Genomic DNA, 12,850 nt, shown 5'->3' on the forward strand with positions numbered 1-12,850 from the left:
GCACATTTATTTTATGGCTAAATCTATTGTTTACAATGAAGATGCGCGCCGCGCCCTAGAAAGAGGCATGGACATCCTCACCGAAGCCGTTGCTGTTACTTTAGGACCTAAAGGGCGGAACGTGGTTCTCGAAAAAAAATTTGGTGCACCTCAAATCGTTAATGATGGAATTACCATCGCTAAAGAAATTGAACTACAAGATCATATTGAGAACACCGGAGTATCTTTAATTCGTCAAGCTGCCTCAAAAACCAACGACGTAGCTGGGGACGGAACTACTACCGCTACTGTTCTTGCTCACGCTATTGTTAAGGAGGGCTTACGCAATGTAGCTGCTGGAGCCAACCCTATTGCCCTTAAAAGAGGTGTAGATAAAGCTACGGAGTTCTTAGTCGCAAAAATTGCCGAATACGCTAAACCAATTGTAGACTCCAAAGCCATCGCTCAAGTGGGAGCTATCTCTGCGGGGAATGATGAAGAAGTGGGTCAGATGATCGCTAACGCCATGGACAAAGTCGGTAGAGAGGGAGTCATTTCCCTTGAAGAAGGAAAGTCCATGACTACAGAGTTAGAAATTACCGAGGGGATGCGTTTCGATAAAGGGTATATTTCTCCCTACTTTGTGACCGACACCGAACGTATGGAAGCGGTATTAGAGGATCCTTGTATTCTAATTACCGACAAAAAAATCACCTTGGTACAAGACTTAGTTCCTGTTTTAGAACAAGTTGCTCGGCAAGGAAAACCCTTAGTCATCATTTCTGAAGACATCGAGAAAGAAGCCCTAGCTACCCTAGTGGTTAACCGTTTGCGGGGTGTTCTAACGGTTGCTGCGGTTAAAGCTCCTGGGTTCGGTGATCGCCGTAAGCAAATGCTCGAAGACATTGCCATTCTCACCGGCGGTCAGGTAATTAGTGAAGATGCTGGGCTCAAGCTAGAAAACACTAAAGTAGAAATGCTCGGTACTGCTCGTCGAATAACTATAACCAAAGATAATACTACTGTTATAGCTCAAGGAAACGAAGCGGCCGTGAAGTCACGTTGCGATCTAATTCGTCGTCAAATTGACGACAGTGACTCTTCCTATGACAAAGAAAAGCTTCAAGAACGCTTAGCTAAATTGTCTGGCGGGGTAGCTGTAATCAAAGTAGGAGCAGCTACCGAGACAGAAATGAAGGATCGTAAACTTCGCTTAGAAGATGCCATCAACGCTACTAAAGCAGCTGTTGAAGAAGGAATTGTTCCTGGAGGTGGTACAACTCTAGCTCACTTGTCCCCTCAATTGGAAAAGTGGGCTGCTAGTAACCTAATAGGCGAGGAATTAATTGGAGCAACGATCGTATCCCGTGCTTTAACAGCTCCCCTCAAGCGTATTGCTGAAAACGCTGGTCAGAATGGTGCTATTATTGCTGAACGAGTCAAAGAGAAAGAATTCAACGTTGGTTATGATGCCTCCACAGGCAAGTATTCTGATATGATCTCCGTCGGCGTAGTTGACCCTGCTAAAGTTACCCGTTCTGGACTGCAAAATGCAGCTTCTATTGCCGGAATGATCCTGACTACAGAGTGTATTGTGGTGGATAAACCTGAAAAAGAAAAAGGCTCTGCTGCTCCTAGTGGCGGAGACTTTGATTACTAAGTTCAGATTTGTTAGATATTTTTAGTCGGGTGGGTGTTTCCCACCTTTCTTATTTATACTCACCTACTTGTTGAGCTGTTGTAAATTTGGAGACTTTAATAAAGATTCTATCCCAAGTTTTAATTGACGTACCTCTATCCTTAGAGATTCTGTCATATCCTAACTGACTTTTCTAATCTAATAAACATAAGTTCAACAAAACTTAAAAACATGGTTGTCATTCTTAAATATTTAAGTCAGAATTAAAAGAGATTAACGATTATCTAAAATAGTAACTATGAACAATTGGGAGTTTAATAATTGGCTATTTTAAAACCACTAGAAGACGAGATAGATATACTTCCCTAATTTCCCATAAAAACTCAGTGTGCCACATTGTGAGTATGATGACAGACTTCTATCGGAGTGGAGTTATCAAACTAATTCTTATAATTTATACCTTACAGGTCTGTAAAAAACAATATATTAACATCATTACCGAGAGCATAAGCTCCACAAAACGATTATATTTCACTAGAGTAGGAAGTTTTTTTTTATAATAAGGAAGGACTTATGACTTATTTGATTATTTAGATGTATTTAATTATTGAAGAGTTCAATATTATAACCCATAAAAAGTGATTACGGGAGTCATCGCTCCACCTGTTATAAAACACAAATGATATCCTTTTTTTGAATAAATACTATAAGTTGATGAGAAGCAGAATAACAATATTTTCAAATCTCTGGTAGAAGTGATTTAGGTTAGATGATACTTCAGTCAGATCAAGATGGGATTTCGTATCCATAGTACCAGAAATTTATAAAATAAGGCTTCTAGTATAAAACTGCTACTTTCCTTTATCTCCACTTTTTTTGCACTAACGTCAATAGAGTCTCTCACTTAAATTTATTTTTATAACGTCATAATTTTCTGGTTATTTTTATTAGTAGTAAAATTATCAAAGCGAAATAAAATAATAAATAATATGAATATGTAAAACTATAGAATAGTTTTCACTTTCTCTTCTGTTAAGGAAAATACTTATAGACACAAAGCAAAAACTATCACTGAGTAAACCGACAATAAGCTAACTTGGAAGCTAATTTAATGGCTGTTTTCATACTTGTAGCTCTAGCAATTCCTTTACCTGCAATATCAAAAGCAGTTCCATGATCGGGGGAAGTCCGAATAAATGGTAATCCAATAGTAGTATTAATAGCTTGGTCAAAAGCCATTAATTTAACGGGGATTAACCCTTGATCATGGTATAGTGCCAAATAACCATCTCCTAATTCTTTCATTTTTAAAATTGAGCAATGACCTGAAGTATTACTCGTTTGTATTAACTCTAATCGATTTCCATACCAAGCTTTTCCAGGTTTGACCCACATGGTATCAGGAGGCACTAACCCTATCAACTTAACATCTTTATGTTGCTTTTGTTGAGTCTCTAACCAAGAGAATAACCAGTCTTTTTCTTCGGTTCCTAACTGTCCTTGTTCCCCGCTATGCGGATTCAATCCGGAAATAACAATCTTAGGGTTTTTAATAGCAAAATCTTGTTGTAAACAGTTGATTAATAATTCTAATTTTAAGGTCATTAATTCAGGCGTTAAAGTAGCGGAAACTTGGCATAAAGGAATATGAGTAGTGGCTAATAAAGTTCGCAATGTCCACCCTGTATAGGGTGATCGTGCGATGAATAGCATCCCAAACTTTTCTACACCTGCTTTTTTGGCTAATATCTCCGTTTGTCCAGGATAATTATGCCCCGCCGCATTCCAACAAGACTTAGCAATAGGCGCGGTCACAATACCTTGGAACTCACCTTTTATGGTGCGGTCAGTAGCCGCCTCTAAATAAGCAAAACTTGCCCTACCACTAGCTTGATTTCCCTGTCCTAGTATTATCTGGGATAATATTGTCTTATCGAGCGGAATATCCACCACAGACAAAGACTCAGGATTAGCTAATGACTCCCCAGTAGCCTGCAATACTTGATAAGTATTTTGTAATATAGACCGCGTTCCAAAAACTGTTAAACGACAACTTTCAGTGATTGAAGGATCGGCTAAGGCTTTTAGGATAACTTCTGCCCCAATTCCTCCAGGGTCACCCATGGTCACCGCTAAATGAAGACATTGGGAGTTAGGTTTGCTGATAATTTTATCAGTTAATGGATCTGTCAAGTTAAAAGGTTGCATCTGACAATATCGCCTTAATGTTTTAGAATAATATTGATGGATAAGTCAATTTCAGCTTAACGTTTGTAAGCATTTTTATCTGCTAATTATGTTCAACTAAACTGAAACTAGGGGACTTATTGGTAGTTAAAATAATAACAAAAATTGATATTTATCGATTCATTAAGGTTAAGGAGGAATTAGAATGAGTGCAGAAAGTATGATGTTCAACGGAGCAATTCTATGTATTGTTATCGTGTTAGTTGGTTTAGCTTGGGGGTTCCTTCTTCTTAAGATTCAGGGAGGAGGGACTGAATAATTTAAAGTTTTTACTTGGGGATAAGAAAACAGATATTTTTATTATCCCTCATCTCTATAAGTTTTAAGAAACAGGTTTTATAGTCCATCATTGATGAGTAATAATTGCTCCGATTAGCGATCTAATAGAATAGAGTTTTTTGTCGGGATTCAAGAATGTCGATCTACGCCATGGTAAAGAGAAAATTATCCGTAGTATTCTGATACTACTTGAAAATCTAAAATATCTAGAATAATTCAGTAATTTTAGGGAATAAATGGGAATAAACTTATGGATATTTACGCTTGATTAACTCTAAAAATTTAATTCAAAATTTAGCTTTTCTCCCTTAAAGTCGTTTGGGAGAGGAATAAAGCAAATGAGTTACAACGAATTAAGTGTGTATTTTCAATTGAACAAGATGATCATCGGGAATATGAAATATTTCTATGCATAAGTTAATAGTATTAGTGATAAAGATACTCCAAATTAGTTAGAAATTCAGTTATTTTATTACCTGTTCTTTTTATGAAAATTGCCATTGCCGGAGCTACTGGATTTGTTGGTAGTCGATTAGTTAAAAAATTAAAAAATGATGGACATCAGTTGTTGATTTTTACTCGTAATGCTAATCGCGCTAAACAACTGTATCCTACTTCTCGGTTTCCTAATTTAGAGATTATTTCTTATCAACCAATGGAATCAGGAGATTGGCAAAAAGCCGTTTCTGGTTGTGACGGAGTAGTAAATTTGGCAGGGGAAACTATCGCGAAACGGTGGACCTCAAAAAATAGAAAAGCTATTCTAGAAAGTCGTCAGTTAGGAACCCGAAAAATTGTCGAAGCTATTGCTCAAGCAGAGACTAAATCATCGGTTCTAGTGAATGCCTCAGCTGTTGGTTATTATGGAACCAGTGAAATAGATATCTTCGATGAAGATAGTGACCCTGGAGATGATTTTTTATCTCAAGTCTGTCAAGTATGGGAGAAAGAAGCTAACGAGGTAAAACAAGCAGGTGTTCGCTTAGTTATCTTGCGTCTGGGTATTGTTTTGGGTAATGGAGGAGCATTAGCAAAAATAATTCCTCCATTCAAATTGTTTGTAGGAGGACCATTAGGAGAGGGACATCAATGGTTTTCATGGATTCATCTGGATGATTTAGTTGATTTAATCATTGAGTCCCTTGAGCGCAATGATGTTGAAGGAGCATTCAATGCTACTTCTCCTCATCCTGTTCGTATGAGTAAACTGTGTGAGATTTTAGGGGAAATTATGAATCGCCCCTCTTGGTTACCTGTTCCAGATTTTGTTTTAGAATTCTTATTAGGAGACGCGTCAAAATTGGTGTTAGAAGGCCAGCAAGTTTTACCTAAAAAAACTCAATCTATAGGGTTTGAGTATCAATATCCAAATTTGAAAAAAGCCTTAATGGATATCCTGCCTCGAGTTTAACTAAAGTCAATAAGTATGAAAAAATAAAAACCCTTTAAAAGTAAAAAAAAGTAGCAGCTTATCTTTTGATATTAAACATAAAGGTGATTAACTGTTTTTTATGTAATAAAATTACATAATTTTATTACATAATCCATTGTTGAGGTAAGGGTATAACCCGCTGAATGATGGAATACTGAAAGGTTTGATCATCTAGTATTTAGTGGTAATATGAATATTAACATTTCAAATTTATCCCCATATTTTGCTCTAATTGTAGGGAATTCACGTCTCCATTGGGGGTATTTTAAAACAGATAAACTACAAATAACTTGGGATACTCCTCATTTATCTAAACCTATTACAACCAACAAATTACCTAAACATTTATTACTTCCCCAATTACCAGATGATTTACCCGTTTATTTTGCTTCTGTAGTTTTTTCCCAAACCCAATTATGGGAAACTTATCCAAAGATCAAAATTATTACCCAAGTACATATACCTCTACAAAAACTTTATCCGACTCTAGGAATTGATCGTGCTTTAGCGGTCTTGGGTGCTGGGAAAACTTATGGGTTTCCTTGCCTGGTAATTGATGTAGGAACAGCCTTAACTTTTACAGGAGTTGATGGCGATCAGGCTTTAGTTGGAGGAGCAATTTTACCGGGATTAAGGTTACAGTTTAAGTCCCTAGCTAATAATACAGCTGCTTTATCTGAAGAAGTATTGCCGATGAGTTTACCTATTCTTTGGGGAACAACGACTTCTGAGGCGATTCAAAGTGGCATTGTCCACGCTATTTTAGCAGGAATTAAAACATTTATTAAAGATTGGTTAGAAAAATTTTCCGACAGTCAAGTGATTATAACAGGGGGAGATTCGCAACAAGTCATAACTTATCTAAAAGATAATAATTATGATTTTTTAGATAAGTTAAAACAAGATAGCAATCTTGTTTTTTGGGGAACTAGAGAAGTATTTTCCTTATGTATAATTAATAATGGTACAAAAATTAAAGCCTGATTCTACATTATTGTTTTTTATATAATTACTTGTTAATCCTATTTATTGTCGATTCATTTATCGTAAAATATTTATTTTTTAAAATAAGAAAATTCGAAAGTATTTCCAAATTTAATTTTTATTAAGTATTTAATTTAAAACCTACATTAATTTAAAATTATTTTTTATTTTGAGTAGTTAAACAAGTTAATCTTATGTATATAAATATCTTATTTGCAATATATTAAATACAATAATATTGAGCTATCTTACTTTCTATCTTTACAAAAAAAAGATTTAATAAATATGAGGGCTAACAAACGTTATGCCAATACAGAGACACAGCAGCTATATGCAAAAAATAGAACTTATTGAGGTCTAGTGTTATGGATATAACATATCATATCGTCTTATTTTTACAGAATTATATTCTAGTACAGACCACAATTTTTGTTAATTGATAAAGAGTATTATCATCTTAGTTTTCGATTGATAGTATTTATTCTAAATAACTACCAAGTTTGCGTAAAATTAGCAATTTTTAAATTTAAATTACTCTTTATATATCATAAAATTAAATTCTTTAGAAATTTTATATATTGTAGAGGTTTCCCATTTTTAAAAATATTTCTTGTTGATTTTAATATAATTTTTTTATGACGTTTTTGCTATAAAAAATGATACTATTGTGCTGGTTTTATTGACATGCAAAAGAGAAGTCATAGTAATTAGTTTCATTGTCTTTTTCCTAAAAATATTTAGTTAGGTTTTTAAACATAAAAATTTAGTTTCAAAGACTTAGTTTAATGAGACTAAAATTTTGTAAGATTGTATTCTAAATTTAAATAAAGCTCAATTCTGAACTAAGACAGTAAATTATTAACTGAAAATTTAAATTTATCGAAATTGAACAACATTTTTATTCGAACGATTGCTTATACCTATTTATATTTACTTGAAAAATTTCCTCGACTATCCTATATAATTGCCAACCTTGTCTTATTTAAATTTATATGTTAACAATGACAATCGTGGTTTCCAGTCTTGTCAAACTTACATTTAATTAAAGACCATTTAAGGTAAGATTCTAAAAGGTCTGCATAACTATGAAGTCTTTGTAAAGGTTAACAACTCGACCTTGAATCGACCATAGACAATAAAAGAAGTGCTATCCTCATTAGGAGAATCTTATCAATGTCAGATAATCTCAGAAGCCGTACCGTTACTCAAGGAAGTCAACGAACCCCAAACCGAGCTATGTTAAGGGCGGTAGGGTTTACAGATGATGACTTTGCTAAACCTATCGTGGGGTTAGCCAATGGCTATAGTACTATCACCCCCTGCAATATTGGCATTAATGACTTAGCAAAACGAGCCGAAGCTGGGCTAAAAACAGCCGGGGCAATGCCCCAAATGTTTGGGACAATTACCGTCAGTGATGGTATTTCTATGGGAACTGAAGGGATGAAGTATTCTCTTGTTTCACGGGAAGTAATTGCTGATTCCATCGAAACCGCTTGTAATGCTCAAAGTATGGATGGGATTCTTGCTATTGGGGGTTGTGATAAAAATATGCCTGGGGCAATGATTGCTATCGCTCGGATGAATATTCCAGGTATTTTTGTTTATGGGGGAACAATCAAACCTGGTTACTATCAAGGGGAAGATTTAACCGTTGTTAGTGCTTTTGAAGCGGTAGGAGAATACAGTGCAGGTAAGATAGATGATAATAGATTATTAGCGATTGAGCGTAATGCCTGTCCTGGGGCAGGGTCGTGTGGAGGAATGTTTACAGCCAACACAATGTCATCAGCGTTTGAAGCGATGGGAATGAGTTTACCCTATTCTTCGACGATGGCCGCTGAAGATACAGAAAAAGCAGACAATACGGAAAAATCCGCTTTTTGTTTGGTACATGCTATCCGTAATCAAATTCTACCAAGTCAAATTTTAACCCGTAAAGCCTTTGAAAATGCCATTACTGTAACTATGGCAGTAGGTGGCTCTACTAATGCTGTATTACATCTATTAGCCATTGCTAATACGATTGGGGTTGAATTGACTTTGGATGACTTTGAAACCATTCGGAAAAAGGTTCCCGTATTGTGTGATTTAAAACCGTCGGGACGCTATGTCACCATAAATTTACATCAAGCTGGGGGTATTCCTCAAGTGATGCGAATGTTACTAATTCACGGATTCTTACATGGGGATGCTTTGACAATTTCAGGACAAACCATTGCTGAAGTGTTAAAAGATATTCCTGATGAACCACCAGCTAATCAAGATGTTATTCGTCCTTGGAGTAAGCCAATTTATACAGAAGGTCATTTAGCGATTCTCAAAGGGAACTTAGCCCTGGAAGGGGCTGTTGCTAAAATTAGTGGCGTTAAAAATCCCAAAATTACTGGGACGGCAAAAGTTTTTGAATCGGAAGAGGACTGTTTAAATACGATTTTAACAGGAAAAATTAAGGCAGGAGATATCATTATCATTCGCTATGAAGGTCCTAAAGGAGGCCCTGGAATGCGGGAAATGTTAGCCCCAACTTCAGCAATTATCGGGGCAGGCTTAGGGGATTCAGTAGGCTTGATTACAGATGGTCGTTTCTCTGGGGGAACCTATGGATTAGTGGTTGGTCATGTAGCCCCAGAGGCTTTTGTTGGTGGAACTATTGCCTTAGTAAAAGAAGGAGATAGTATTACGATTGATGCAGAACAACGATTATTGCAGTTGAATGTTTCCGAGGAGGAATTGTCCCAACGTCGTCAGAGTTGGACCGCGCCACAACCCCGTTATCAACGAGGAGTTTTAGGCAAGTATGCTAGGTTAGTTTCTTCGAGTAGCTTGGGGGCAGTCACAGATTTAAATTGGTTTTGAATTATAGGGTAGGTAATGTCCCCTTACGGTTTTTTTCCTTATATTCAGACTGATTGGTCAACAAGAGACTGCTTGTAAACAAAGTATTAATTAGAATGCATTACTCTTGTTATGCGATAAAATCTGAAGTCTTAATTATGCTGTAACGCATAACATTATGAGCATCTAAGGATATGTCATCATAATTTAATGACATATCCTTAGATGCTTTTGAGATTGACTTCATAAATAGTCTCTAAATGTTAGGATAAAAATAAGCAAATAATTGTCTATTTATACTCTGGAGATAAGTAAACTGTTTGAACTTTTAAAAATCAAATAGAAAAGTTTAAAATAATTATATTTATTAACAGATAATACCCAGAATATACTTATTTTCTCTATAAAAAAGAACAATTACAAGATATAGTCATGGGTTGATTATTATTTCTGCAGTCAAGGATAAACTAGCCAAAGAGAAAACAATCTACTTATTAGACTGAATTGGAAAGGTGGATTATGTATTTGAGCTAAAAGGCATCTGGAATAGTATTAAAGTTAAATTTTGATTTTCAGAAATATAAAAAAATTACCGTTATTTTTAATAACAATTTTTATATAAATGGACAGCAAAAATATTAGATTAATTTAATTATATTTGAGGGAGAAAACAGAAGCGGGATAATAAATCCACTTTTTGGAATCAGATAATCGCTTAGATTGAATTACTTTTACGGCTAAAAGAGATTTGAGACAAGATTGTACCCTTGAAATAGGACGATTTAAGCTATTACTCAATTTTTCTACCGTAATTCCTTGAGGATGGGTCATAATTAATTTTTAAATTTGCTGGGTGGTTGTTGCTCCTGGGGTAGGGCGAATAATGGTAAATGGCAAAGTTTAGTTTACTCAATCAATAAGTTTTCCATCAGACAAGACAAAATAAACTACTTTAATGGATATTCTCGAAATTATCACAAATTTTCTGTAGATAAACTTACTCAGTCTATATTGGTTTGATAGACTACGAAGATGATATCAACAAATATCGAAAAATACTATGTTTGAGAAACGGTGAATTATTATCTCAGGAAGAAGCGAGTTAGTAATAAATGAGATAAAACTAATAATCTCTCACGTCGACTACTAGTAATTGTTCTCCTTGGGATGTAACTAAGCAATATTTTTCTCTCAATCCCTCATAATAAAGATAAGTAATGTAAACTTTTTTAGAGAACCCATGCGTGTAATCCTTATGACTGGTAAAGGAGGAGTTGGTAAAACCTCCGTTGCAGCCGCTACTGGACTGCGATGTGCGGAATTAGGCTATAAAACTCTAGTTTTAAGTACAGATCCCGCCCATTCCCTTGCCGATAGTTTTGATTTAGAATTGGGGCACGATCCCCGTAAAATCTGTCCTAACCTTTGGGGAGCTGAATTAGATGCACTCATGGAGTTAGAAGCCAACTGGGGTGCAGTTAAACGCTACATCACCCAAGTGTTACAAGCAAGAGGACTTGATGGTGTTCAAGCTGAAGAATTAGCAATTTTACCTGGAATGGACGAAATTTTCGGGTTAGTGCGTATGAAACGCCACTATGATGAAGGGGAGTATGAGGTTTTAATCATTGATTCAGCTCCTACAGGAACGGCTTTAAGGTTGTTAAGTCTCCCTGAAGTAGGAGGATGGTATATGAGACGATTTTACAAGCCTTTGCAAGGAATGTCTGTTGTCTTAAGACCGTTGTTAGAACCTCTATTTAAACCCATTGCAGGGTTTTCTCTACCTGACAAAGAAGTAATGGACGCACCCTATGAATTTTATGAACAGATTGAGGCATTAGAAAAGGTTTTAACCGATAATAGTAAAACCACAGTCCGTTTAATCACTAACCCTGAAAAAATGGTGATTAAAGAATCATTACGTGCCCATGCTTATTTAAGTTTATATAATGTGTCTACAGATTTAGTGGTAGCTAATCGCATCATTCCTGATACAGTGACGGATAGTTTTTTTCAAAGATGGAAAGAAAACCAACAGATTTACAGAAAGGAAATTCACGATAATTTCCATCCTTTACCTGTCAAAGAAGTTCCCCTTTATTTTGAGGAAATGTGTGGGTTAGAAGCCTTGGAAAGATTAAAACTAACTTTATATAAAGATGAAAATCCCACTCAGGTTTACTACAAAGAAACTACACTTAAAGTAGTTCAAAATTCCGAAAACTACAGTTTAGAGTTGTATTTACCAGGAATACCCAAAGAACAAATTCAACTAAATAAAACAGGAGATGAGTTAAATATTCGGATTGGGAATCATCGCCGAAATTTAGTTTTGCCCCAAGCTTTAGCTACTTTAAAACCTTCAGGAGCAAAAATAGAAAACGATTATTTGAAAATTTGCTTTTCTGTCTAAAATAAGCCAAATTTTAGCTAATCTTACTAAATTGTTTAAAAAATAGAACAATAACCAAAGATTTAGTATAATCTTTTTCTTTGGTTTTTATCTGTCTGAAAATCTTCAGAGTATACTTAACTGATAATATAGAGCTAACTAGTGAAATACTAAATAAATAAACTTTGTAGTTTAAAATCAATTAAGCTTATTATAAATAGGCTTTTTGACGCAGGTTAGGTAATTTAAATAGTTCTAAACCTGATTATTATTTTTATTAAAAAATTTCTAAATTTCTCTTGCAATAGTAATTTTTTGATAAAATTGGTTCAATTTATTTTTTTATCTTTTGTTTTAATATTTGTCATTTTTTTTTCGCTTGCTATTCCTTGTTATTGACTATTTACAAACAGCTGTGATGTGTTTTAGTTAAAATAAATATAAAGACTTTTTTCATATCCATAAAATCAGTAATTAAACGAAAACCTACATTAAGTTCTTTTTATTAAATTGCTTATTCAATAAGCCTAACAGAAATTCTTGATATTCTTTTTTTAATATTTTCTGTTGAGTGCCATCCAATTTAATACAAGAGAAAACATTATCTCTTATTTTAACTTTGACTATTTTAAATGGATGTAATTTATTACATTAAATTAATAGAATTGATAGATTAACTGACTGTAAAAATTTTTAAATTTTTATTCCTTCTTTTACTTCATGTTAGCTAATTAAGATAGCCGGAATTAGAAAAATTTAGGCTTTTTTTATTTAAAAAATAATTTAACTTTTTTAAAAATTATTTTTATCTTATCTAATGTGCATAGATAGCTAAAAATATTAATATTTTTAGCTATCTATGCACATTAATCACCATTCCATCTACTATTAGCCTTAATGTTAATCAATTAAGTAATATTTTTTGTGTTAATGTCGTGGCTAATAGAATCACTATTAATTCGAATAAATAAGTGATAATTTTTCTTTTGTCTGACTACCGTTATTTATAAACTTTTTTATACCTTTAAACTTAGATGTAAACACATATATTTCTCTA

At 34.4% G+C, this 12,850-nt stretch carries 8 protein-coding genes; 6 read left to right on the top strand and 2 right to left on the bottom strand.

Annotation, left to right across the window (positions count from 1 at the left end; all coding sequences use genetic code 11):
- Window positions 1-13 precede the first annotated feature (13 nt).
- A complete protein-coding gene (gene groL / locus ETSB_RS07185; RefSeq protein WP_044107155.1) occupies window positions 14-1,639 on the top strand; it encodes a chaperonin GroEL in 1,626 nt (541 codons plus the stop codon).
- 1,047 nt (window positions 1,640-2,686) lie between these two features.
- Here groL and pdxA read toward each other — a convergent pair.
- Window positions 2,687-3,742, bottom strand: a complete 1,056-nt coding sequence (gene pdxA / locus ETSB_RS07190) for a 4-hydroxythreonine-4-phosphate dehydrogenase PdxA (protein WP_044107680.1) — start codon at window positions 3,740-3,742, stop codon at window positions 2,687-2,689.
- 268 nt (window positions 3,743-4,010) lie between these two features.
- Between pdxA and petM the strand changes: the two genes are divergently transcribed.
- The 4 genes from petM (at window position 4,011) to ilvD (ending at window position 9,419) form a co-directional block, all read left to right on the top strand.
- Window positions 4,011-4,124 carry a cytochrome b6-f complex subunit PetM gene (petM, locus tag ETSB_RS07195; RefSeq protein WP_044107156.1) on the top strand — a complete coding sequence of 38 codons (114 nt, stop codon included), beginning with the start codon at window positions 4,011-4,013 and terminating at the stop codon, window positions 4,122-4,124.
- Between the two features lie 507 nt (window positions 4,125-4,631).
- Window positions 4,632-5,555: a thylakoid membrane protein ThyD gene (gene thyD, locus ETSB_RS07200; protein ID WP_044107158.1), complete on the top strand. Its 924-nt coding sequence runs from the start codon at window positions 4,632-4,634 to the stop codon at window positions 5,553-5,555.
- A gap of 210 nt (window positions 5,556-5,765) precedes the next feature.
- Window positions 5,766-6,560, top strand: coding sequence for a pantothenate kinase (locus tag ETSB_RS07205; RefSeq protein WP_044107159.1), 795 nt, complete (start codon window positions 5,766-5,768; stop codon window positions 6,558-6,560).
- A 1,173-nt stretch (window positions 6,561-7,733) separates the two neighbouring features.
- The gene (gene ilvD / locus ETSB_RS07210; protein ID WP_044107160.1) at window positions 7,734-9,419 is read left to right on the top strand and encodes a dihydroxy-acid dehydratase; all 1,686 of its coding nucleotides are present in this window, start codon (window positions 7,734-7,736) and stop codon (window positions 9,417-9,419) included.
- A gap of 627 nt (window positions 9,420-10,046) precedes the next feature.
- Here ilvD and ETSB_RS07215 read toward each other — a convergent pair.
- Complete coding sequence (locus ETSB_RS07215) at window positions 10,047-10,229, bottom strand: hypothetical protein (protein ID WP_232509884.1); 183 nt, start codon at window positions 10,227-10,229, stop codon at window positions 10,047-10,049.
- Between the two features lie 409 nt (window positions 10,230-10,638).
- Here ETSB_RS07215 and ETSB_RS07220 point away from each other — a divergent pair, with 409 nt between their 5' ends.
- Window positions 10,639-11,814: a TRC40/GET3/ArsA family transport-energizing ATPase gene (locus tag ETSB_RS07220; RefSeq protein WP_044107162.1), complete on the top strand. Its 1,176-nt coding sequence runs from the start codon at window positions 10,639-10,641 to the stop codon at window positions 11,812-11,814.
- The last annotated feature ends 1,036 nt before the right edge of the window (window positions 11,815-12,850 follow it).

It is taken from the genome of cyanobacterium endosymbiont of Epithemia turgida isolate EtSB Lake Yunoko (genome assembly GCF_000829235.1).
In the GTDB taxonomy this organism is placed as follows: Bacteria; Cyanobacteriota; Cyanobacteriia; order Cyanobacteriales; family Microcystaceae; genus Rippkaea.